This is a genomic window from Nocardia sp. NPDC047654, from assembly GCF_043205035.1.
Taxonomy (GTDB): domain Bacteria; phylum Actinomycetota; class Actinomycetes; order Mycobacteriales; family Mycobacteriaceae; genus Nocardia.
Genome location: NZ_JBIDDF010000014.1, coordinates 81,176 through 103,143 on the forward strand (window position 1 = coordinate 81,176; position 21,968 = coordinate 103,143).

The window sequence follows — 21,968 nt, forward strand, 5'->3', positions numbered from 1 at the left end:
GACGAGGAGCGGGTGTTGGTGTCCATCGGGAAATTGGTGTCGTTCGACAGCTCTCGGGGATTCGGATTCATTCGGCCGGAGGACGGTGGACCGGACGTGTTCGTCCACGTCAACGACATCGGCTTGGACGAGGACGAGTTGCGGCAGGGGCGGGTGTTCGAATTCGAGGTGACCGAAGGCGACCGCGGACCCAAGGCGGTCAATCTCAACGTGGTCGGCGGATCGTCCGCACCCCCGGCGCGGCACAAGGGAAAGGACCGGCCGGGTGCCGGACCGCTCACCGTCGCCGAGCACAAACGCCTGATCACCGAACTGCTCCTGGACGCGAGCCCCGCGCTCACCGCGGGCGAGATCCTCACCATCCGCGACCGGCTCACCGCGTTCGCCGACCAGCAGGGCTGGCTGGAGAACTGAGCGGCGAACTCCACGATCACTGTCGGGGCCTACGCCTACGATCGAGCCGAGACCACGGCCACAGACCGATGAGTTCGTCGGGCGCGCACCGTCGGTATGGGTGAGGATCGAACCCGAGGAGGATCGCGTGGATCTACCGGTTCTGCCCCCAGTGCGGCCGATGCTGGCCAAATCCGCACCCGCGGTGCCGCGCGAGCCGGGCCTGAGCTACGAACCCAAATGGGACGGTTTCCGTTGCATCGTGTTCCGCGACGGCGCCGAAGTGGAGCTCGGCTCGCGCAATGACCGGCCCCTGACCAGGTATTTTCCCGAGGTCGCCGAGTTGCTGAAGCAGGCGCTGCCGGACCGCTGCGTGGTGGACGGCGAGATCGTGGTGGTCACCGAGCAGGGTTTGGATTTCGACACCTTGCAGAACCGCCTGCACCCTGCCGCGTCCAGGGTCGCCAAGCTGGCCGTGGAGACGCCTGCCAGCTTCGTGGCCTTCGATCTGCTCGCGCTCGGCGACAAGGACCTGACCGGCGAGCCGTTCACCGAACGCAGGCGGCTGCTGGAGACGATCCTGGACACCGCGCTCGCGCGCGTCCACCTCACGCCGATCACTCACGACCCCGACGTGGCCGAGGACTGGTTCACCCGTTTCGAAGGCGCCGGATTCGACGGCGTGATGGTCAAGTCCGACGACCTCGCCTACCTCCAGGACAAGCGAGTGATGCTGAAGGTCAAGCACGAACGCACCGCCGACTGTGTGGTGGCGGGCTTCCGCTGGCACAAGGACGGAGCGGGTGTGGGTTCGCTGCTGCTCGGGCTCTTCGATGACGAGGGCCACCTGCATCACGTCGGCGTGGCCAGCAGCTTCACCGCGGCGCGGCGTAGGGAACTGATCGAGGAGCTGGCGCCGTTGCGGGAGAACGCGTTGGACGATCATCCTTGGCGGCAGTGGGCCGATGCGGCGGCGCAGGCGGCCGCGGACGGCAAGATGCCCGGCGGCGTCAGCCGCTGGACCGGCGGCAAGGATCTGTCCTGGGAGGCGCTGCGGCCGGAGCTGGTCGCCGAAGTCCGCTACGAGCACGTGCAGTCGGGCCGGCTGCGCCACGGTGGCAGGCTGGTGCGCTTCCGGAGCGACCGGACCCCGGAATCGTGTACCTACGCGCAGCTCGACGAAGTCGCGCCGGCGGAATTGAGCATGTTGTTCGGCGAAGGCGCGGCACGATGACCGAGTCCGTCGACATCGAGACCGACGGCCGCACCGTCACGATCAGCAATCCGGGCAAGATCTATTTCACCAAGCGAGGTGAGACGAAACTCGATCTGGTGCGCTACTACCAGGCGGTCGCCGAACCGTTCCTGAATGTGGTCGGCGGCAGGCCGCTGCTGCTGGAGCGCTACCCGGACGGGGCGTCGGGCAAATCCTGGTTCCAGAAGCGGGTGCCGAAATCCGCACCGGAATGGCTGCGCACGGTGGAGGTGACCACGCCGAACGGCACCACCAGCGACGCCCTCGTCGCCCACGATCTCGCCCATATTCTGTGGGCGGTGAATCAAGGGTGCCTCGGATTCCACGTCTGGCCCAACCGCGCCGACAATCTGGAGATCGCCGACGAACTGCGCATCGACCTCGATCCCTCGCCGGGCATCACCTTCGCCGACCTGCGCCGGGCCGCGATCCGCACCAGGGATCTGCTGGCCGAACTCGGCATCGAATCCCGAGTCAAGACCTCCGGGTCACGCGGCCTGCATCTGTACTCCGCGCTGGAGCCGAAGTGGGACGGCTATCAGGTGCGCGCCGCCGCGGTGGCGCTGGCGCGCGAGTTGGAGCGCCGGTACCCCGAGGACATCACCGCGCAATGGTGGAAAGAAGAACGCGGCAACCGGGTGTTCATCGATTTCAATCAGAACGCTCCGCACAAAACGGTTTTCGGCGCGTGGTGCGTGCGGCCGAAGGTCGGCGCGCAGGTGTCCACGCCGATCAGCTGGTCCGATCTGGATTCGGTGGTGCCCGACGACCTGACCATCGCGACCGTGCCCGCGCGCTACACCGAATCCGGCGACCCGTGGGCCGACCGCGCGCCGCAGTCCATCGCCCCGCTGCTGGAGATGTCCGAACGGGACATGGCGGCCGGCCTCATGGACGCGCCGTGGCCACCGCAGTACCCGAAGATGCCCAACGAGCCGCCCCGGGTGCAGCCGAGCCGCGCGAAGAAGCCCGAATAGCGTCGACGGCTACTCGGTCCACAGCACCCATGTGCCGCCGCGGCCGCTGACTTCGCACACCAAGGCCCGGCCGTCGGCGGTGCGCCCGGTCTTGGCGCCGGAGGCGTCGCACTTCGAGCCCGCCTGCTGTACGGCGGTCGCCACCACGTGCGGGCCCGACCACTGGTTGCCACCGGCGGTGGTGAGACAGATCAGCGTGCCGCCGGTGGTGGCGCTGCCGATCCTGCCGAGCTGGGCGTCGGTGCACGGCGCGCCCTTCGTGACCGGTTCCTGGCTCTCCGGCGGCGTGGTCGTCACCGCGAGGCTGGGTGCGGCGGTCGTGGTGGTCACCACCGGACGCTCGACGGTGGTGGGAGTCGAGGCGACGGGCGCGGGCCCGAGCGAGGCCGTGCGGTTGGTCACGTCGGGCAGCCAATTGCTCGTCATCAGGATGAATCCCGCCACCGCGGTGATCTCGGCTACGCCGAGCAGCAGCGCGAACATCGCCATGACCCGGCCGCGGGGATGGCTGAAGGCGATGAAGCCGAACACGATGGCCACGGGGAACAACCCGAGCAGTGCCGCCACCAGGGCGATGATCGCGTAGGGATTGACGATCGGAGGAATTTCCACGCGCAGCCGTCCGGTCCGGCGGCGGCTCGGCGGCTCGGGCCAGCGCTCGTCCTCCTCGTCGGGCCAGCGGCCGTCGGGCTCCGGCTCCGCCCAGCGATCCTCCGGCTGCGCCTGCGGCCAGCGATCCGTTTCACGCCGTTCTGCCCGTGTCATCAAGGTCCTCTCCACACCACCACACCGCGCAGGAACCTCGGACTATCCGGACCCGCCCCGATATACCGACACAGAATAGGACGCGCACCCCGAAAAGTTGATCCGAAGTGTCCGACATTTGTGATCGGGCCGTGATAACGAACGCGCGGCATCGGTAACCGAGGCGCATGCTGGTTCACCGGCGGTCTGCGCGATTGCCATCCTTCCGAGAGTATTCACATCCGATAAGGCGACGTCGAGCCGCAGGGCGCTCTCCGTAGACCTGCCAGGGCCGGGAATTTGCTCGAGGTAATTCCGGCCTGCCGGGCATTGCGCCGTACGCGCTCGCCGTTGGCGCGGCGGCCTACACGCGGACGTCGCCGCAAAGGGTTCCGGCCCCGACCCCGCTACAGCGGTGATCGGTGGCACCGTTCACCGCCTGCGGTCGACCTTGGGCAGCGATTCGGTGACCAGCGTCAGCAACATGTCGCACAGCAGGTCGTGCACCTGCTCGCGGGTGAGCGTGCCGCGCGTGATCCATTCCCGGCCCGCGACCTTCACCAGCCCACCGTAGGCACGCACCATCGCGCGCAGTTGGGCATCGTGGGCCGAATGGTCGAGGCCGACCATCAGCAGCAGCCGCTCGGCCGCCGCGTCGTCGGCCGCGTCCAGGATCTGCTGCACCTCGGGATCGTCTCCGACTCCCTCGTGGCTGGTCACCTTCACCCAGGTGCTGCCGTGCTCGGCGATAGTGTCCAGCAACCAGCGCACGCTGGCGTCGACCCGCTCGCGCCACGAGCCGGTGGGCACGGCCATGTTGTCGAGCTTGGGCAGCGTCACCATCCGCCGCACCACCGCCAGGTAGAGATCGCGCTTGTTGCCGAAATAATGATTGATCAGACCGCGGGCCACACCGGCCCGCTGCGCCAGTTCGGCGGTGGAGACGGCCGCGTACGGGCGTTCGCCGAACATATCGATGGCGCAGGCGAGGATCTGCGCGCGCCGCTCGTCGGGCTCGAGCCTGCGGCGGCGCGGTAGCGCCGGATCGGCGCCACCGTCCGCGGTCGCGCTCGTGGTGTCAGAGAGACCGGGCAATGAGATCCTTCATCACCTCGTTGCTGCCCGCGAGGATGCGCAGGACGCGGGCACCGGTGTAGAGCTGGGAAATCGGATACTCCGTCATGTAGCCGTAGCCGCCGAACAGTTGCAGGCAGCGGTCCACCACGATACCGAGCTGATCGGTCAGCCAGTACTTCGACATGGCAGCGCTGGGAATATCGAGTTCGCCGCGCAGGTGCTTGTCGAGGCAGTCGTCGAGGAAGGTACGGGAGACCTTGGTGATGGTCGCGCACTCGGCGAGTTCGAACTTCGTGTTCTGCATCGCGAACAGCGGCTTGCCGAACGCTTCGCGGCCCTTGGTGTAGTCGACGGTGAGCTGCACCGCCTTCTCCATCATGGCGACCGCGATGATGGCCGTGACCAAGCGCTCCTGCGCGAGCATCTGCATCATCTGGTAGAAGCCCTGGCCCTCGGCCTCGCCGAGCAGGTTGGACGCGGGCACGCGAAGGCCGTCGAAGAACAGCTCGGCGGTGTCCTGGGCCTTGCCGCCGATCTTGTTCAGGATGCGCCCGCGCTTGAAGCCGGGGGTGTCGTCGCCGACTTCGGCGAAGATCAGCGAGACACCGGCCGCGCCCTTGGTCGGATCGGTCTTGGCCGCGATGATGATGCCGTCGCAGAGCCAGCCGTTGGTGATGAAGATCTTCGAGCCGGTGATGACGTACTCGTCGCCCTCGCGGACCGCGCGGGTCTTGATGTTCTGCAGGTCGGATCCGGTGCCCGGTTCGGTCATGCCGATGGACAGCACGATCTCGCCGCTCGCGGCCTTGGGCAGCACGCGCCGCTTGAGCTCTTCGGAACCGAACTCGTACAGGTACGGCGCGATGATCGAGCTGTGCACGGGGATGCCCATCGATCCGTCGCCCGCGCGCGCCTGCTCTTCGATGATGGCGGCCTCGTGCGCGAAGGTGCCACCGCCACCGCCGTATTCCGCGGGAATGGCGGGGCACAGCAGGCCGAGTTCACCCGCCCGGTTGTACAGGGCGCGATCGGGGTGCCCTTGGGCGACGAATTTCTCCTCGTGCGGCACGACCTCCTTTTCGAAGAAGGTCCTCGCCAGGTCTCGTACCGCCTCGACCTCGTCGTCACTCCACGCCGCGCGTGCCATCGCTCGATCCTTCGCTCGCTCCGGTCCGGTCTCGTCACCGGTTACGCCCCAGATTCCCGGACTATTGGCGAGTTGTCAACAAGCGTGACGCACCGTCGCGAGCCCGCTCCGCGGGCGGGCCGGACCGGCAGCCCGCCCAGGGATACCGAGGCAAGGCCGCGAGTGCGGGCGGTGGCCCTCCGGCTCTTTCGGCGAGGTCGATTCGCTCGTTGGTGAGCTGTGCCATATTCGGGCGTTTTACCTTTCCCTCGATGGGTCAATTCTTCGTACTGTCCGTATCGGAATCACTGACGTCGGGCACGACGGCGACGTGCCATCGGATCGGTAGCCGGCAGCGAAGGGGTAACGACATGGCCGAACTGCTCGACATCACCGAACCGCCCCGCCCGGACCGCACCTGGACGGTCGACCGGGACGGCGCCGATCTCGCCGTCTACGAGTGGGGTGATGCCGCCGCCGAGCCCTTGGTGCTGGTACACGGCCTCACCGACACCCATCGCGTGTGGTCGACGGTCGCGGCCCTGCTGTCCGACGGCTTCCGGGTACTCACCTACGACGTACGCGGTCACGGACGTTCGGCCACGCCCGCGGCGCTGTCGGAGTATCGCCTCGACCTGCTGGCGGAGGACTTCTTCGCGGTGATCGACGCCGCCAGCCCGCGCAGGCCGGTGCACACCTGCGGCCACGGCTGGGGCGCCGTGCAGTTGTGGGAGGCGGTCTGCGACGAGCGGGCCAATACCCGCATCGCCTCGTTCACCGCGATCGCGGGACCGAATCTCGATCATCTGGGTCTGTGGCTGCGCGCGCTGACGCCGCGCGCCGGACGCGAACTCGGCGACCTGGGCTGGTGGCTGCGCGGCGCGCGCTGGGCGCTGACGCCCGGCCCGATCGCCCGCAGGCTCTACCCGCCGCGGGTGCGCGGGCTGCTCGTGGGCCGGCTCGGCGGTCTCGCGCCGGTACCCGCGCGCGTCGCCCCCACTTGGCGCACCGATCTCGTCGCCGGCGCCCGGATCGCCCAGGCCAATCTGCTGCACCACTTGCGCAAGCCGCGGGTGCGGCGGACGGCGGTCCCGATCCAGCTGCTCGTCGACACCACCGACCCGTTCGTGCCCGCCGCCGTCTACGACGCCTCCACGCGCTGGGTCGACAAGCTGTGGCGCTGCGCCGTTCCGGCGAATCACTGGCTGCCGATCACCGAGCCACTGCTGGTCGCCGAAGCGGTCGCCAACTTCGTCGACGACCTGCGCGCCGACCGCGCGGCCATCTCCCCGCGCAGCAGCTGACCGACGCGCTCGAGCGGGGCGTGGGGCGACCGGGCGACCACCCGGCGGGCGGGGTTTGCGACAATGGGGCGGTCGTCTGCCCAGCTCGATGAAGGATGTCCCCCGCCCCGATGGCCGAAAGCATGATCGATCCCGAAGAGCTCGCGACCTGTCTTCGGGTCCTGGAGCAGGCCGGAACGCTCGAAAAGGATCATCCGGACTCGGTGGCCGTGCAGCGGGCGGTCGGCCACATGTTCAAAAAGCTCAAGCAGCGCCGCCGCACCGAAGCGCGCGCGGCGGTCTCGGCGGCCGACCGCGCGGTGGTCGCCGCCACCGCGACCGGATCGCCGAACCGGATCGATGACGAGACCGCGGGCATCCCGATCCGCTCGGCCACCGACGGAGCCAGCGCGGGCACGCTGATCCGCGCGCGCCCCTGCTACATCTGCAAGCAGCGCTACACCCAGGTCGACGCCTTCTACCACCAGCTGTGCCCGGAGTGCGCGGCACGCAGCCACACCAAACGAAACGCCCGCACCGATCTGACGGGGCGGCGGGCGCTGCTCACCGGCGGCCGCGCCAAGATCGGCATGTACATCGCGCTGCGCCTGCTGCGCGACGGCGCGCACACCACCATCACCACCCGCTTCCCCAACGACGCCATCCGGCGTTTCGCGGCGATGGACGACAGCGCGGACTGGCTGCACCGATTGCGCATCGTGGGCATCGATCTGCGCGATCCGGCTCAGGTGGTCGCCCTGGCCGACGACGTCGCCGCCCAGGGCCCGCTGGACATCTTGATCAACAACGCCGCGCAGACGGTGCGCCGCTCCCCCGGCGCCTACAGCGCCCTGGTCGACGCCGAATCCGGGCCGCTGCCCGCGGGTGCGCTGCCGGAGGTGGTGAGCTTCGGCAAGACCATGCAGGCCCACCCCACCGCGCTGACCGCGTCGCTCACCCCGGCGCTGACCGCCGCCGACGTAGCCGAGCTGGCACTGGTCGCGGGGTCGGCGACGCCGGAACGCATCGCGCGCGGCGTCGCGATCGACGCGGGTGGCCTGGTGCCCGACCTCGCGCACACCAACAGCTGGGTGCAGACCGTCGCGGAGGTGGATCCGACCGAACTGCTCGAAGTGCAGCTGTGCAATTCGGTCGCGCCGTTCATCCTGGTCTCCCGCCTGCGCCCGGCGATGGCCGCCGCCGGGGCCCGCCGGAAGTACGTCGTGAACGTCTCCGCCATGGAAGGGCAGTTCTCCCGCGCCTACAAGGGCCCGGGGCACCCGCACACCAACATGGCCAAGGCGGCGTTGAACATGTTGACCCGCACCAGCGCCCGCGAGATGTTGGAGCAGGACGGCATTCTGATGACCGCGGTCGACACCGGCTGGATCACCGACGAGCGACCGCACTACACCAAGATCAGGCTCGCCGACGAGGGCTTCCACGCGCCGCTGGACCTGGTCGACGGCGCGGCGCGCGTCTACGACCCCATCGTGCAGGGCGAGAACGGCACCGATCTGTTCGGCTGCTTTCTCAAGGACTATCAGCCCTCCCCCTGGTAGCGGTCGATCCGGGCTCCGTCGCGCGGCGGAGGACTACCCTGGAGGCGTGCTCTACCGGCTGGCAGCCGACGCCACCGCCGTCACGCATTTCGCCTTCGTGGCCTACGTGGTGGTCGGCGGATTCCTCGCATGGCGCTTTCCGCGCACGATCTGGTTACACCTGCTCGCGGTCTGCTGGGGGTTCGGCACGATCGTGGTCGGTTTCGACTGCCCGCTCACGCATCTGGAGAATTGGGCGCGCGAGCACGCCGACCGGGAGCGGCTGCCGTCGAGCGGATTCATCGACCACTACCTCACCGGTGTGATCTACCCCGAACACGCGCTCGGGTTGGTGCGGGCCTTGGTGGCCGCGCTGGTGGTGGCGTCCTGGATCGGCTATGTGTGGGCGCAGCGGCGGCCCGCCCCGGCCGCCCGTGTCGACGCACCGCGCTGACACCGGTGCTCAGGCGCCGAGGTGGCGCGCGATGAAGCCCGCCACCTCCGTGACGTGCTCGTCCAGGTAGAAATGGCCGCCGGGGAAGGTCGCCCGGTCGAATCCTCCGCTGGTGTGCGCGCGCCATTCGTCGGCCTGCTCGGGTCGCATCGTCGGGTCCTCGGTGCTGACCAGTGCCGCGATACCGGCGCGCAGCGGCTCCCCCGGCTGATACCGGTAGGTCTCTACCGCTCGGTAGTCGGCGCGCACGGCGGGCAACACGAGTTCGGCGAGGCCCGGCTCGGCGCGCAGCAACTCGAGCGGGGCGGGATCCGCGGCCAGCCGCACCAGGTCATCGATGAGTTCGTCGTCGGAGGCCAGGTGTAACCGCTGCGTCTCCTCGAATGTGGGTGCCGGACGGCCGGATACGAACAGGGTGGCCACCGGCTGCCCGGCACGCTCGAGCCTGCGCGCCGTCTCGAACGCCACGGTCGCGCCCATGCTGTGCCCGAACAACGACAGCCGCGCGATCCGGCCCTGGGCGAGCACCGCCTCGGCGATCCGGTCCGCCAGCGCGATCAGGTCGGTGATCGGGTCCTCACCCAGTCGGTCCTGCCGTCCCGGATACTGCACCGCGAGCACCGCGACGCCCGCCCCGAACCGTTGTGCGAGATCCCGGTATGCCGTGGCCGACCCTCCGCCGGGTGGGAAGCACAGCAGGTGTTGCCGCGCGACCGCCTCGGATCGCAGCGTCCGCAACCACTCCGAGTCGGTGCTGCCGCCTGCCACGTTCGGTCTCCCTTCGCCGTAGTCGTCCCACCGCGCGGCCGGACCAGACCACGGTAGTCGCCTCGGTCGTCGACACACTGGGCATCAACCCACCCCGCCACGCCTGCGGTCCGAAAGATCTTCTGCACCGATGCGGCATCCCCGTCCCGGGTGGGCACATGGCTTCGGGGCCGCGCGAAGAACGCGAGCGGCTCAGGATTCGCCGTGACCGGTTTGCGCAAGCCGCTGTTCGAGCTCGGCGACCCGCTGCCGGTACCCTGCAATTCAGCGAGGCGGGCCTACATTTCGTCGGTCAGCTGGGCGATGCGGCCCAGGTTGCGGTGCGCGGGCCGGTCGGCCCAGTAGGCGCCGGCGCGGCCGTACTCCACCGCACGATCGACGTCGTCGGCTGCGGCCCCCGCGGCGAGAAGTCCGCTCGGACAGCTCTTTTCACGCCGCGCGAGCCCGGGATCCGCCCGGTCTCGAGCCCGCGAGGACGTGGGCCTCCCCGAAGGTCTCGGACTCGTCAGCACTTCATCCGCTATCTCGCGGACACGCGTCTGCGCGCATGCGGTCGCCGCCCGAGCGCCCGCGGCGGTCCGGCCCGGCCGGGCGCGACGGCCGGTCGGCGACAGCACCGCCGCATCGGAGCACAGCGGACCGGCGTGCGGAGCCTGCGCGCCTTCGAGCCGAATCGGAGCAGGTAGTCGCGGTGAGCGCCGAGGCGGCCGAAAGTGGCGGCCTTCGCTCACGCCGGGCGGGCGATACCACGACAAGCGAGTTCCCCGCGGTGGCAACTAAGCTGAAGCGAGTGAACACGCACGCACGGCTCGTCCAGGACTACGAGGCCGGTATAGGTGTCACCGCCTCGCACATCTCCCCCGCGCCCGATCCGGGTAGCAATCTCGCCGCGACATTACCGGTCTGGGCGCTGGCCGCCGGTTCGATCGCGGCGCTGACCACGGCCGCGAACCGCATGCGGACCGCACGCGGTCTCGACCCGGTGGCGCATCGCCTCGATCCCGCCCGCATCAGCGCGGCCTTCTCCAGCGAGCGTCTGTTACGCATCGGTGGCCAGATGCCGACACCGTTCGCCGATCTTTCCGGCTTCTTCCCCACCTTCGACGGCTGGGTTCGCACGCACGCCAACTATTCGCATCACCGGGCGCGACTGTTCGCCACGCTCGGCCTGCCCGACTCGGCGCCGGTCGACCTCGCCGTCGCCCAGATGGCCATGATCCGCGCCTCGGACCTGGAGGAGCAGGCCGCGGCGCACGGGGCCATCGCGGTGCGCGTCCGCACCGAAGAGGAATGGGCCGCGAGCCCGCAGGGACAGGCCGCGGCAGCGGGTCCGCTGGTCGCGATCACCGACCGCCCCGACCGCGGGGAGACCGGCTTACCGGCGGGCGCCGCGCCTCTGCAACCCCTGCGGGGCGTGCGGGTGCTCGATCTGACCAGGGTGATCGCGGGACCGGTCGCGACGCGCGCGCTGGCGTTGCTCGGCGCCGAGGTGCTGCGCGTCGACCCGCCGCAGCTGCCCGAGATCTCCTGGCAATTCGCCGACACCTGCCAGGGCAAACGCTCGACGCTGGTGGACCTGCGCACCCACGGCATCGATGATCTGATCGCCGCCGCCGACGTGCTGATCACCGGATACCGGCCGGGCGCGCTGGAGCGGGCCGGGGTGCGAGCGGCCGCCCGTCCCGGGTTGATCCACGGGCGGGTGTCCGCCTGGGGTGAAGCCGGTCCCTGGGGTGATCGTCGCGGTTTCGACAGCATCGTGCAGGCCGCGTCCGGGATCTCGATCGTCGAGGGTGCGCCCGCCGTGCCGGGGGCGCTGCCCGCGCAGGCACTCGACCACGCGTCGGGTTACCTGCTCGCCGCGGGCGTGATCGACGCCTTGGTCGCGCGCAGCGACGACGGCTTCGGACGAGACGTACGAGTGGCCTTGGCGCGCACGGCGTCCTGGCTTCTCGACGCGCCGGACCGCACACCGCGCCACCCCAAGCCCGCGATGCCGAGTGCGGCGCATGTGGTCCGGCACGGGCAGGTCGTCACCGCGCCGCCCGTGCTGGCCGAGTACCCGGATTACGCCTCGCCCGCGCCCGCCTACGGCGCGGACCATCCCGCGTGGCCGCTACCGACGCACTGACCGCCCGCCGGGAGGCCGCGCAGATCGTCCGCGGCCTCCCGGCGGCGGGCTGAGTATGGCGACCGAGCCGGCACCGTGGCAGCGCTCCACCATCGGTGACACCAGGCGCGGAAGTTACCCACGGCGGGCCCAAATGGGCGGAAGCCACCCGCGACGAGCCGAGGTGGTGAGGCCCGCGATCGTAGGCGGTCTGCCCGTCGGTGCCGGGTTCGTGCGCCGACAGTTCGGCGGCTGCGGCCGATGCTCGATCTGCGGCTGTTCCGGCTCAGCGCCTCGCGGGTCAGGAGGCGTTCCGGCACGGAGTCCGAGTGCCGCCCGTATCGCTACCGGCGCGGCCCGGCGCTTCCGCTGATCACTGTGCCTCGCCCACGCCGCATTCCCGCCGGGGTGCTGCCGAGCCGGCACTAGATCTCCACCCCCGCGAGCGCGGCGACCGCCTGCGCCAGGCGGTCACCGTCCGGCAGGTTCGCCTCCGGAGCGATGGTCTGTAGCACGCCGAGCCCTTGGACGAGCACGAAGTACAGCTCGGCGATCGCCTCGGCCTGCTCTTCGTTCAGTTGCGGGTGCGCCTGCCGCAGCGCGTCGGCCATGTCCTGGTAGGCGCCGGGCAGGCTCTGCGCGAAGAACTCCTGCGACTCCGTCGAGCGCGCGACGCGCACCAGGTTCTCCATGCTCGCCAGCATGCTGTCGCGGTTCTCGGTGAACACCGCGGGCATGCCGTTCCACATGGCGGCGAACGCCGCCAGGGGCGCGAAGCCGCTGCCCTCGCGAATCTTCGCCTCCATGTTGTCGCCGATCGCGGTGCCCAAAGCGTCGCTCAGCGCTTCGGTGATCAATTGGTCCTTGGAGCCGAAGTGGTAGCCGATCGCCGCCAGGCTCACACCGGCCGCCGAGGCGATGTCGCGGGCGGTCGCCTTGGCGACGCCTCGCTCGACGATGACTTTCCGTGCTCCCGCCAGCAGATCCTCGCGATTTCCCATACCCACAGGCTACAACGTCTTAGACAAACGTACTAGACGTATGTACTACCTACTGCGACCGCCGAGCAATCGGCACCTCGGCGCGGGCCCGGCATCCAGGCTCGCTAGTCTCGTGCCGTGCGGCAGAAGATCATCCTGGACGTCGATACCGGCATCGACGACTCCCTGGCGCTGCTGTACCTGCTCGGCTCTCCCGAGGCCGAGATCGCCGGCATCGCCGCCACCGCGGGCAACGTTCCGGCGACGCAGGTGGCGGCGAACAATCTCGCCTGGCTGGACGTCTGCCGCGCACCCGTGATCGAAGTGGCGCTCGGCGCCGCCGATCCCCTGGCGATCCCACTGCGCACCACCGAGGACACGCACGGACCCCAGGGCATCGGATACGCCGAACTTCCCGCCTCGGCTCGCCGTCTCTCGCCGCGATCGGCCGCGCTGATGTGGGCCGAGCTGGTGCGCGCCCATCCCGGCGAGATCGTCGGCCTCTGCACCGGGCCGCTGACCAACCTCGCCCTCGCGTTGCGGATCGAACCGGATCTGCCGCTGCTGCTGGATCGTCTGGTCATCATGGGCGGCGCGTTCAACCATCCGGGCAACACCACGCCCACCAACGAGTGGAATGTGCACGTCGACCCGGAGGCCGCCAAAGAGGTCTTCGACGCGTTCGCCGCGACGCCGGCCGAGCGTAGGCCGATCGTCTGCGCGCTCGACATCACCGAGACGATCGAGATGCGACCCGAGCACCTGATCCGTCTGGCCGAGCGGGCGAAAAGCTTTCCGTTGGAAGTCCTCTCGCCCGCCGACCCGCCCGAGGCCCGTTCGGCCGCGAGCAATCCGATCGTCCGGTACGTCACCGATGCCGTGCGGTTCTACTTCGACTTCCATCACGGGTACGACCTGGGGTATCTGGCCCATATGCACGATCCGTTCGCGGCCGCGGTGGCGCTGGACCCGGCGCTGGCCCGCACCCGTCCGGCGACGGTGGACGTGGAGCTTGCGGGCACCATCACCCGCGCGACCACGGTCGCCGACTGGGCGGGCATGTGGGGCCGGGAACCCAACGCCGACATCGTGATCGGCACCGACCCGGAGCTGTTCTTCGAACGACTGATCGCCCGGGTCGGCGACCTCGCGCTGACGGTGCACCCGCCGGCGCCGCAGGAGGTTCGATGACCGCCGCCGACGACGCGACCTACCTGTCCGCCTTCCGCGCCGGGCTGGGCCTGCCCGGCATCATCGACGTGCACACCCATTTCATGCCCGATCAGGTGATGCGGAAGGTGTGGGCGTATTTCGACACGGTCGGGCCGCTGACCGGCCGCACCTGGCCGATCACCTACCGCGACGATGCCGAGGTCCGGTTGAAGACTCTGCGCGACTTCGGCGTGCGCGCGTTCACCGCGCTGGTGTACCCACACAAACCGGACATGGCGGCGTGGCTCAACGAATGGACCGCCGAGTTCGCCGCCGGTACCCCGGATTGCCTGCACACCGCCACCTTCTTTCCCGAGCCGCAGGCGGCCGGTTATGTCGGCGAGGCGGTCGAGCGCGGCGCCCGCGTCTTCAAAGCGCACGTCCAAGTCGGCGGTTACCACCCGGGCGACCCGCTGCTGGACCCGGTGTGGGGCCTGCTGGAGGACGCGCGCATCCCCATCGTCATCCATTGCGGTTCCGGCCCCGCGCCCGGAACCCACACCGGCCCGGAGCCGATCGCCGGTGTGCTGCGCCGCTTTCCGCGCCTGCGGCTGGTCATCGCGCACATGGGCACGCCCGAGTATTCCGAATTCCTCGACCTCGCAGGCGATTACGCGGAAGTTCGGCTGGACACCACGATGGTGTGGACCGATTTCTCCGAGGCCGACGCTCCGTTCCCAGTGCACGAGCACGGCAGGCTGCGCGCCTTCGCCGACCGCATCCTGTTCGGCAGCGACTTTCCCAATATTCCGCACTCCTACGGTCATTCGATCGAGGCGCTCGAACGGCTCGAACTCGGTGACGACTGGTTGCGTCAGGTCTGCTACCGCAACGCGGCGACGCTGTTCGGTATCGAGTGAACGGGCGTGCTCGGGTATCGGACATGATTTCGAAGTCGGTTCTGCTCGGTATCCGTCTGCTGGCGTGGGTCGCGGCTCTGGCCGCCGTCGCCGGGATCGCCCTGCACTTCAACGGGTCGTCGTCGCGGATACTGGTTCTTGCGGCGTCGGGCGCGCCGTATCTGATGGGTTCTGCCGTCCTGGGTGCGGTCGCCTTCGTCGCCATGCGGCACCGGACCGGCGCGGGAGTCGCGATCATGGTCGTCGCCATCGCGACGTGGACGCAAGCGCCGCTGTATGTCGGCCACCCGGACGACAGTGACGGGCACACCGTGACCGTGATGCAGGCCAATCTCCTGTTCGACGGAGCCGACGCCCGGGCGCTGGTCGATGAGGTGCGCGCACGGAACGTCACCGTGCTCACCGTCGACGAGCTCACTCCCACGGCGGTCGAGGATCTCGGCCGGGCAGGTCTCGATCGGGTGCTGCCGTACCGTTTCCTCTCGCCGGGAAGAACCGCGACCGGGACGGGAATCTGGAGCGGCCACCCCCTGTCGGAAACCGTGGAGTACGACGGCTTCGTGTTGAACCAGCTCTCGGCGACCGCGGAGATCCCGGACGCAGGGCCGGTCACGGTGTACGCCTTCCACCCGGTACCGCCGGTGTACGGGACGCACGTCTGGGCCGACGAATTGTCCCGGCTGCGCGACATTCTCGACCGATCGCCCGCGAATCGACCGGCGATCGCCGGCGGCGACTTCAACGCGACCTACGACCACCGGCAGTTCCGTGCGATGCTCTCCGGCCGCTTCGGCGACGCCACCGAACAGGCGGGCGCCGGCCATCTGGTCACCTATCCGACCGACAAGCGCTGGCCGCCCCTCGTCGGCATCGACCACATTCTCGTCGCAGACGGTCGCGCGGTCGCTGCGGAGACCGTAGACCTCCCGGGAGCCGACCACCGCGCGCTGGTGGCGCAGGTCCGCTTGCACGGAAAGCAGCGGTAAGCCATCCTGCGCCATCGGCGAGGTCGGCCGGATCCCCGGACCATCGAGTGTCCGGCGCGCGGACGGTCGCGCAGGCCCAGGTGATCCCGCAGTTCCGCGTCGACCCGGCCGCCATCGCGATGCCGCACGACGCGGCGTTCGCGCCTACGGCAGGTCAACGTCCATCGAACGCGCGCAGAAGTTCCTCGGCGGCGAGCGCGGCGGTCAGGGTGCCCTCGCGGACCTGTTTTTCCACCTGCGTCCGAATGGCTTTCACCTCCGGGTTGTCCGCGAGCCTGCGCAGCAACTGGTCGTGCACCATGGTCCAGGTCCAGTCGACCTGCTGGCGACGCCGCTTCTCGGCGAACTCACCGGCGTCGGTGAGCACGCGGCGGTGTTCGAGCACCGTGTCCCAGAACCGGTCCAGACCGACGCCTTCCAATCCGCTCATGGTCAGCACCGGCGGCCGCCACAGCGCGTCGTGCGGATGGATCAGGCGCAGCGCACCCGCGAGTTCCCGGGCGGCGGCCTTGGCCTCGACCTGATGTTTGCCGTCGGCCTTGTTCACCGCGACCAGATCGGCGAGTTCGAGCACACCCTTCTTGATGCCTTGCAGCTGATCGCCGGTCCGGGCCAGGGTCAGGAAGCAGAAGACGTCGACCATGTTCGCGACCGTGACCTCCGACTGCCCAACCCCGACGGTCTCGACCAGGATCACGTCGTAGCCCGCCGCCTCGAGCAGCGCGATGGTCTCCCGCGTCGCCTTGGCGACGCCGCCGAGCGTGCCCGCGGTGGGCGAAGGCCGGATGTAGGCGTCGCGTTCCACCGACAATCGCGCCATCCTGGTCTTGTCGCCGAGGATGGAGCCACCGGTCCGGGTCGAGGACGGGTCGACCGCGAGCACCGCGACCCGGTGGCCCTGGCCGATCAGGTACATGCCGAGCGCGTCGATGAAGGTCGACTTGCCGACGCCCGGAACGCCCGTGATGCCGACGCGGTTGGAGGGCGCGCCCCCGGCGCCCGCCTCCGGCGAGACCTTCAGCAGCAGTTGCTGCGCCAGCGCCCGGTGATCGGCCCGGGTGGACTCCACCAACGTGATCGCCCGCGCCAGGGCGGCCCGCTCGTTGGCGCGGACCGCCGCGGCGAGGGCGTCGACATCGATCGTGCGGCGCGCGGCCGCCTTCGGGGTGGCGCGCGCCGCGGAACCGGCTTCGCTCATTCCGTCGCGGCGGAATCCGTGGCGCCGCTGCCGAGTTCGTGACCGAGTTCGGCGCCGAGCTTCTTCAGCAGGTCGATCGCCGCGTCCGCGATCACCGTGCCGGGCGGGAAGATCGCCGCGGCGCCCGCCTGGTAGAGCTCCTCGAAGTCACCGGGCGGGATCACGCCGCCGACGATGACCATGATGTCGGGGCGTCCGACATCGGCCAGCGCCTGCCGCAGGGCGGGCACCAGCGTGAGGTGGCCCGCCGCCAGCGACGACACCCCGACGACGTGCACGTCGTTGTCGGCCGCCTGCTGCGCCACCTCTTCCGGGGTCTGGAACAGCGGGCCCACATCGACATCGAAGCCGAGGTCGGCGAAGGCCGTGGCGATCACCTTCTGTCCCCGGTCGTGACCGTCCTGGCCCATCTTCGCGACGAGGATGCGCGGCCTGCGGCCCTCGGCCTCGGCGAATTCCTCGACCAGCTCGCTCGCCTCGGTGATGTTGGTGACCTTTCCTGCCTCGTCGCGGTACACGCCGGAGAGCGTACGGATTTCGGCCTGGTGCCGTCCGTACACCTGCTCCAGCGCATCGGAGATCTCGCCGACGGTGGCCTTGGCCCTGGCCGCGTCGATCGCCAGCGCGAGCAGGTTGTTCGCCATGCCGCCCTCGGACGAGGCCGCGGCACGGGTCAATTCGGCCAGCGCCCGCCGCACGGCGTCGGGATCGCGCTCGGCCCGCAGCCGCCGCAGCTTCTCGATCTGCTCGGCGCGCACCCGCGAGTTCTCGACCTTGAGGACCTCGACCTGCTGGTCCTCTTCGACCTGGTACTTGTTGACGCCGATCACCGGCTGCTGGCCGGTGTCGATGCGCGCCTGGGTGCGCGCGGCAGCCTCCTCGATACGCAGCTTCGGGATGCCCTCGCCGATCGCCTGCGCCATGCCGCCGTGCGCCTCCACCTCCGCGATATGCGCGCGGGCGCGGTTGGCCAGCTGGTGGGTCAGCCACTCGACGTAGTACGAACCGCCCCACGGGTCGATCGGGCGGGTGGTGTTGGACTCCTGCTGGATCAACAGCTGGGTGTTGCGGGCGATGCGGGCGGAGAAGTCCGTCGGCAGCGCCAGCGCCTCGTCGAGCGCGTTGGTGTGCAGCGACTGGGTGTGCCCCTGGGTGGCGGCCATCGCCTCGATGCAGGTGCGCGCGACGTTGTTGTAGGCGTCCTGCGCGGTGAGCGACCAGCCGGAGGTCTGCGAATGGGTACGCAGCGACAGCGATTTCGCGCTCTTCGGGTTGAATTTCGCGACCAGCTCGCTCCACAGCAGGCGCCCGGCGCGCAGCTTGGCGACCTCCATGAAGAAGTTCATGCCGATGGCCCAGAAGAACGACAGGCGCGGCGCGAACTTGTCGACCTCCATGCCCGCGTCGATGCCCGCGCGGATGTACTCGACACCGTCGGCGAGGGTGTAGGCCAGCTCCAGGTCGGCGGTCGCGCCCGCCTCTTGGATGTGGTAGCCGGAGATGGAGATCGAGTTGAACTTCGGCATCTTCGCGCTGGTGTAGGCGAAGATGTCGGAGATGATCCGCATGGAGGGCTTGGGCGGGTAGATGTAGGTGTTGCGGACCATGAACTCCTTCAGAATGTCGTTCTGAATGGTTCCGGCCAGCTGCTCGGGCGCGACGCCCTGCTCCTCGGCGGCGACGACGTACAGCGCCAGGATCGGCAGCACGGCGCCGTTCATCGTCATCGAGACGCTGACCTGGTCCAGCGGGATGTGGTCGAACAGCTGGCGCATGTCCAGGATCGAGTCGATCGCGACGCCCGCCATGCCGACGTCACCTTGCACGCGCGGGTGATCGGAGTCGTAGCCGCGGTGGGTCGCGAGATCGAACGCGACCGACAGGCCTTTCTGGCCCGCCTGCAGATTGCGCCGGTAGAAAGCGTTCGAATCCGCGGCGGTGGAGAAGCCCGCGTACTGGCGGATGGTCCACGGTTGGTTGACGTACATCGTCGGGTACGGCCCGCGCACGAACGGCGCGACACCGGGCACGCTGTCGAGTGGATACCCTTCGGCGGCAACGGCGTCCCGATCCGCCTTGGTGAACACCGGCGGCACATCGATGCCTTCGGGCGTCGACCACACCAGTTGCTCGGGTGCGTACCGATTGGCCGCCGCTGCCGCGCGCACGTACTCGGTCACCTGCGCCGCGTCCACCGCGGCGGGCTCCGGCGCGCGCTCGGCCAGCGGCACATCGGCGAAACTGCCGATCACATGCTTGATCTCACGAGTAGTCATCAGGCTCCCACCTTCTCCAGCAGGCCGGACAGCGCGGCTACGGCGTCGATGCGCGCGGCGAGGAATCCGTCCGGGCGCTGCGCGTCGTCGAGGTCGGCGACGGTCTTCGCCGAACCCGCCAGCAGCACCGTTCCCACGCCCGCGGCACGCAATTGCTCCACCGCCGCACCGGCTTCGGATCCGTAGCGCGTGTCCGACCCGCACAGGACCGCGATCGGCGCCCCGGCTTCGGTGGCCGCGGCGGCGATGCCGTCCACCGCGAGCGGTCCGGGGTTGATCGACTCGATGCCGCCGGAGGCCAGCAGGTTCGCGATGAAGGTGACCCGCACGTTGTGCTCCGCCACCGAACCGAGCGGCACCAGCAACGCTTGCGGTCGCACGCCGTGTTCGGCGAGGTAGGCGTCGGAGCGGTCGCGCAACTGCTCGAACGCCGCGCCGTAGCGAGCGACCCGGCCCGCCTGCCGCGCCGCCTCGGACAACGGCTGTTCGGCCAGGTTCGGGAATTCGTTCACGCCGGTGACGGCGGTCTTGCGGTGCGCGACATCGGCATCGCGGGCGTCCTTCGTCGCGGCGACGCGCTCGGCGAGCATGCCCGACTCCAGCGCGGCGAGGTAGCCACCGGCCGCCTCGATCTCCTGGAGGAACTCCCACGCCTTCGCCGCCAGCGCGGCGGTGAGGTCCTCGACGTACCAGGAGCCCGCACCCGGGTCGAGCACGTGGCCCAGATGCGATTCCTCGAGCAGCAGCAACTGGGTGTTGCGAGCCATCCGGTCGGCGAACGACTTCGAGACGCCCAGCTCACCGGGCGGCAGGGCGGAGTCGAACGGCAGCACGGTCACCGTGTCGGCGCCGCCGATGCCCGCGCCGAACGCGGCGAGGGTGGTGCGCAGCATGTTCACCCAGGGATCGCGCCGGCTCATCATGGCGGCCGAGGTGACCGCGTGTTGCGGCGCGCCGCCGAAATCCGGTGCGCCGCAGACCTGCGCGACCCGCGCCCAGAGCCGCCTGGCGGCACGGAACTTCGCGATGGTGGCGAACTGATCGTCGGTGGCCGCGAACCGGAACTCCATCTGTTCCAGCGCGTCGGCGATGTCGACGCTCTCGGTCAGCGCCCGGAGATAGGCCAGGCCCGCGGCGACGGCCGCGCCCAGTTCCTGCGCGTCGGAGGCGCCCGCGTCGTGGAAGACGGTGCCGTCCACGGTGATCGCGCGAACCGTTTCCGGCCGTCCGGCGGCCCGTCCGGCCAGCGCGACGGCCTCGGCGAGACCGGTATCGGGAAGGTCGGCGAAGCGGCTGGTCAAGGGTGCGGCGCCGAGGCAGACGCGGATGTCCTCGCGAGCGGGCGCTGCGTAGCCGTCGAGCACCGCGAACACCTGGTCCGCCGCGTCTGCGACGTCGCCGCCCGCATCCATCGTGAGGGGCGCCAATTCGAACAGCAGGCCGTTCAGCGCGGTCGGCAGCTCCGCCGCCGGCACGCCACGCTCGCCCACGCCGAGCCAGATCGCGCTGATCCCGTTCTCCAGCGCGGCCAGGATCTCCCGGTTGGCGGCCGCGGCGTCGCGCTGGGCGAACTGCGCGCTGACGAACCAGCCACGGTGTACATCCCGGGTGGCGTCGCGGCCGCGAACGAAGGGGAAAGTTCCCGGCAGGGGCTGCTCGGGCAACTCGTCGCGCCTGGTGTAGAGCGGGGCGACGGTCAGCCCGTCGTAGGTGGTCTCGTCGAGCAGCCGCTCGGGCTGCTCGGGAAGTTCGCCGACATCGACGCGGCGAGCCTTGGCCAGCACCCCGGCAACGCCCTTGCGCCACGCGGCGTATTCGGGCACCGGATCGGCCCCGGAATCTGAAGCAATCGGCATAGCTTGCTGTTCCTCTTCCTCAACACGGGCGCACCGGCAGTGTGCGCCCGATACCCTCACATTCGCCCAGCTCAGCGACTACTTCGGTTAACGGGCATTCGTCCCGCTCCTCTGATGCTAGCGGGCGGATTCCCAGCCGGTTGATCCTGCCCGCCACTACCAACCGGTAACCTGTCGCGGATGACCAGGCTGCTCCGGGACCCGCGTATCGTCGCGCTGATCGTCGGCGCGGTGGCGTTGTTCGGCGCGGCCCTGCTGGTTCCGCTGCCGTCACCCCATCAGGTGCAGGACTGGGCGACGTCCGTCGGCCCCGTCTTTCCGCTGCTGTTCTTCCTGGTCCACGCCCTGGTGACGGTGGCGCCGATTCCACGCACCGTCTTCACCGTGAGCGCCGGACTGCTGTTCGGCCCGCTGCTGGGCATCACGCTGGCGGTGGGGGCGACGACCGTCAGCGCGGTACTGGCGATCCTGCTCGTGCGCGCGCTCGATCACGATCAGGTGGCCGCCCGGCTCACCCACCCCGCGGTGCGCGCGATCGATGAACGTCTCGCACGCCGGGGCTGGCTGGCGGTGGGCTCGCTGCGGCTCATCGCGGCGGTGCCGTTCTCGGTGATCAACTATTGCTGTGGGTTGTCGTCGATCCGGTTCTGGCCCTACCTGATCGCCACGGTGCTCGGCGTACTGCCCGGCACCATCGGGACCGTCATCCTCGGTGACGCGCTCACCGGGACGACCCATCCGGCGATGCTGGCGCTGTCCGGCGTCTGCCTCGCCGTCGGCCTGGGCGGTTTGGTCGTCGACGCGCGATGGAGGACAGAGTCACCTGCGCCGACCGCGGCCGCCGAGCCCGTCCCGGCCGTCGACTAGGCCCG

General features: G+C 69.7%; 19 protein-coding genes. 11 read left to right on the forward strand and 8 right to left on the reverse strand.

Annotated elements, in window-relative coordinates:
• Nucleotides 1-12: 12 nt before the first annotated feature.
• The 3 genes from ACGF7Y_RS27975 (at nucleotide 13) to ligD (ending at nucleotide 2,625) form a co-directional block, all read left to right on the forward strand.
• A complete protein-coding gene (locus ACGF7Y_RS27975; RefSeq protein WP_393238906.1) occupies nucleotides 13-414 on the forward strand; it encodes a cold-shock protein in 402 nt (133 codons plus the stop codon).
• Nucleotides 415-541: 127 nt separating this feature from the next.
• Entirely contained in the window at nucleotides 542-1,627 is a 1,086-nt protein-coding gene (locus tag ACGF7Y_RS27980) for an ATP-dependent DNA ligase (RefSeq protein ID WP_357121339.1), read from the forward strand.
• Entirely contained in the window at nucleotides 1,624-2,625 is a 1,002-nt protein-coding gene (ligD, locus tag ACGF7Y_RS27985) for a non-homologous end-joining DNA ligase (RefSeq protein ID WP_393238636.1), read from the forward strand. The genes ACGF7Y_RS27980 and ligD overlap by 4 nt, the downstream gene beginning before the upstream one ends.
• A gap of 9 nt (nucleotides 2,626-2,634) precedes the next feature.
• Here ligD and ACGF7Y_RS27990 read toward each other — a convergent pair whose 3' ends face one another.
• From ACGF7Y_RS27990 to ACGF7Y_RS28000, 3 genes are all read right to left on the reverse strand, one after another.
• A complete protein-coding gene (locus ACGF7Y_RS27990) occupies nucleotides 2,635-3,390 on the reverse strand; it encodes a DUF4190 domain-containing protein (protein WP_393238639.1) in 756 nt (251 codons plus the stop codon).
• A 411-nt stretch (nucleotides 3,391-3,801) separates the two neighbouring features.
• The gene (locus ACGF7Y_RS27995; RefSeq protein WP_393238642.1) at nucleotides 3,802-4,464 is read right to left on the reverse strand and encodes a TetR/AcrR family transcriptional regulator; all 663 of its coding nucleotides are present in this window, start codon (nucleotides 4,462-4,464) and stop codon (nucleotides 3,802-3,804) included.
• Nucleotides 4,448-5,593 carry an acyl-CoA dehydrogenase family protein gene (locus ACGF7Y_RS28000; RefSeq protein WP_040866574.1) on the reverse strand — a complete coding sequence of 382 codons (1,146 nt, stop codon included), beginning with the start codon at nucleotides 5,591-5,593 and terminating at the stop codon, nucleotides 4,448-4,450. Before ACGF7Y_RS28000 ends, ACGF7Y_RS27995 begins: the two co-directional genes overlap by 17 nt.
• 350 nt (nucleotides 5,594-5,943) lie before the next feature.
• Here ACGF7Y_RS28000 and ACGF7Y_RS28005 point away from each other — a divergent pair, with 350 nt between their 5' ends.
• The 3 genes from ACGF7Y_RS28005 to ACGF7Y_RS28015 all read left to right on the forward strand — a co-directional run bounded on the left by ACGF7Y_RS28005 (nucleotide 5,944) and on the right by ACGF7Y_RS28015 (nucleotide 8,850).
• Nucleotides 5,944-6,876, forward strand: a complete 933-nt coding sequence (locus tag ACGF7Y_RS28005) for an alpha/beta fold hydrolase (RefSeq protein ID WP_393238645.1) — start codon at nucleotides 5,944-5,946, stop codon at nucleotides 6,874-6,876.
• Between the two features lie 110 nt (nucleotides 6,877-6,986).
• Complete coding sequence (locus ACGF7Y_RS28010) at nucleotides 6,987-8,417, forward strand: SDR family NAD(P)-dependent oxidoreductase (protein ID WP_393238648.1); 1,431 nt, start codon at nucleotides 6,987-6,989, stop codon at nucleotides 8,415-8,417.
• A 46-nt stretch (nucleotides 8,418-8,463) separates the two neighbouring features.
• Complete coding sequence (locus tag ACGF7Y_RS28015; protein ID WP_393238651.1) at nucleotides 8,464-8,850, forward strand: DUF2784 domain-containing protein; 387 nt, start codon at nucleotides 8,464-8,466, stop codon at nucleotides 8,848-8,850.
• Nucleotides 8,851-8,859: 9 nt separating this feature from the next.
• On the opposite strand, the gene ACGF7Y_RS28020 is transcribed toward ACGF7Y_RS28015, so the two are convergent.
• Nucleotides 8,860-9,618, reverse strand: coding sequence for a thioesterase II family protein (locus tag ACGF7Y_RS28020; RefSeq protein WP_393238654.1), 759 nt, complete (start codon nucleotides 9,616-9,618; stop codon nucleotides 8,860-8,862).
• A 790-nt stretch (nucleotides 9,619-10,408) separates the two neighbouring features.
• Here ACGF7Y_RS28020 and ACGF7Y_RS28025 point away from each other — a divergent pair.
• Complete coding sequence (locus ACGF7Y_RS28025) at nucleotides 10,409-11,749, forward strand: CoA transferase (protein ID WP_393238656.1); 1,341 nt, start codon at nucleotides 10,409-10,411, stop codon at nucleotides 11,747-11,749.
• Between the two features lie 404 nt (nucleotides 11,750-12,153).
• On the opposite strand, the gene ACGF7Y_RS28030 is transcribed toward ACGF7Y_RS28025, so the two are convergent.
• Nucleotides 12,154-12,729, reverse strand: a complete 576-nt coding sequence (locus tag ACGF7Y_RS28030; protein ID WP_393238659.1) for a TetR/AcrR family transcriptional regulator — start codon at nucleotides 12,727-12,729, stop codon at nucleotides 12,154-12,156.
• 117 nt (nucleotides 12,730-12,846) lie between these two features.
• Here ACGF7Y_RS28030 and ACGF7Y_RS28035 point away from each other — a divergent pair, with 117 nt between their 5' ends.
• Genes ACGF7Y_RS28035 through ACGF7Y_RS28045 form a run of 3 tightly spaced genes read left to right on the forward strand, consistent with a single transcriptional unit; the run spans nucleotide 12,847 to nucleotide 15,766 of the window.
• Nucleotides 12,847-13,899 (forward strand): nucleoside hydrolase, encoded by a 1,053-nt coding sequence (locus tag ACGF7Y_RS28035; protein WP_393238662.1) that lies wholly within the window; start codon nucleotides 12,847-12,849, stop codon nucleotides 13,897-13,899.
• Complete coding sequence (locus ACGF7Y_RS28040; RefSeq protein ID WP_393238665.1) at nucleotides 13,896-14,780, forward strand: amidohydrolase family protein; 885 nt, start codon at nucleotides 13,896-13,898, stop codon at nucleotides 14,778-14,780. The genes ACGF7Y_RS28035 and ACGF7Y_RS28040 overlap by 4 nt, the downstream gene beginning before the upstream one ends.
• 23 nt (nucleotides 14,781-14,803) lie before the next feature.
• Complete coding sequence (locus ACGF7Y_RS28045) at nucleotides 14,804-15,766, forward strand: endonuclease/exonuclease/phosphatase family protein (RefSeq protein WP_393238668.1); 963 nt, start codon at nucleotides 14,804-14,806, stop codon at nucleotides 15,764-15,766.
• A gap of 154 nt (nucleotides 15,767-15,920) precedes the next feature.
• Here the strand turns inward: ACGF7Y_RS28045 and meaB are convergent, their stop codons facing one another.
• From meaB to ACGF7Y_RS28060, 3 genes are read right to left on the reverse strand one after another with little or no spacing between them, the layout of a single operon-like run.
• Nucleotides 15,921-16,964, reverse strand: coding sequence for a methylmalonyl Co-A mutase-associated GTPase MeaB (meaB, locus tag ACGF7Y_RS28050; RefSeq protein ID WP_393238671.1), 1,044 nt, complete (start codon nucleotides 16,962-16,964; stop codon nucleotides 15,921-15,923).
• Nucleotides 16,961-19,240 carry a methylmalonyl-CoA mutase gene (gene scpA / locus ACGF7Y_RS28055; RefSeq protein WP_393238673.1) on the reverse strand — a complete coding sequence of 760 codons (2,280 nt, stop codon included), beginning with the start codon at nucleotides 19,238-19,240 and terminating at the stop codon, nucleotides 16,961-16,963. The genes meaB and scpA overlap by 4 nt, the downstream gene beginning before the upstream one ends.
• Nucleotides 19,240-21,096 carry a methylmalonyl-CoA mutase family protein gene (locus tag ACGF7Y_RS28060; RefSeq protein ID WP_393238676.1) on the reverse strand — a complete coding sequence of 619 codons (1,857 nt, stop codon included), beginning with the start codon at nucleotides 21,094-21,096 and terminating at the stop codon, nucleotides 19,240-19,242. The genes scpA and ACGF7Y_RS28060 overlap by 1 nt, the downstream gene beginning before the upstream one ends.
• A 180-nt stretch (nucleotides 21,097-21,276) precedes the next feature.
• Between ACGF7Y_RS28060 and ACGF7Y_RS28065 the strand changes: the two genes are divergently transcribed.
• Entirely contained in the window at nucleotides 21,277-21,963 is a 687-nt protein-coding gene (locus tag ACGF7Y_RS28065) for a TVP38/TMEM64 family protein (RefSeq protein WP_393238678.1), read from the forward strand.
• Nucleotides 21,964-21,968: the final 5 nt, after the last annotated feature.

Bases quoted from the DNA above. Each gene is read 5' to 3' on its own strand.
- ACGF7Y_RS28065 (WP_393238678.1), top strand. From the start codon at position 21,277: ATGACCAGGCTGCTCCGGGACCCGCGTATCGTCGCGCTGATCGTCGGC.
- ACGF7Y_RS28010 (WP_393238648.1), top strand. From the start codon at position 6,987: ATGGCCGAAAGCATGATCGATCCCGAAGAGCTCGCGACCTGTCTTCGG.
- ACGF7Y_RS28045 (WP_393238668.1), top strand. From the start codon at position 14,804: ATGATTTCGAAGTCGGTTCTGCTCGGTATCCGTCTGCTGGCGTGGGTC.
- ACGF7Y_RS28030 (WP_393238659.1), bottom strand. From the start codon at position 12,729: ATGGGAAATCGCGAGGATCTGCTGGCGGGAGCACGGAAAGTCATCGTC.
- ligD (WP_393238636.1), top strand. From the start codon at position 1,624: ATGACCGAGTCCGTCGACATCGAGACCGACGGCCGCACCGTCACGATC.
- ACGF7Y_RS27990 (WP_393238639.1), bottom strand. From the start codon at position 3,390: ATGACACGGGCAGAACGGCGTGAAACGGATCGCTGGCCGCAGGCGCAG.
- meaB (WP_393238671.1), bottom strand. From the start codon at position 16,964: ATGAGCGAAGCCGGTTCCGCGGCGCGCGCCACCCCGAAGGCGGCCGCG.
- ACGF7Y_RS28000 (WP_040866574.1), bottom strand. From the start codon at position 5,593: ATGGCACGCGCGGCGTGGAGTGACGACGAGGTCGAGGCGGTACGAGAC.
- ACGF7Y_RS28060 (WP_393238676.1), bottom strand. From the start codon at position 21,096: ATGCCGATTGCTTCAGATTCCGGGGCCGATCCGGTGCCCGAATACGCC.
- ACGF7Y_RS28040 (WP_393238665.1), top strand. From the start codon at position 13,896: ATGACCGCCGCCGACGACGCGACCTACCTGTCCGCCTTCCGCGCCGGG.
- ACGF7Y_RS28005 (WP_393238645.1), top strand. From the start codon at position 5,944: ATGGCCGAACTGCTCGACATCACCGAACCGCCCCGCCCGGACCGCACC.
- scpA (WP_393238673.1), bottom strand. From the start codon at position 19,240: ATGACTACTCGTGAGATCAAGCATGTGATCGGCAGTTTCGCCGATGTG.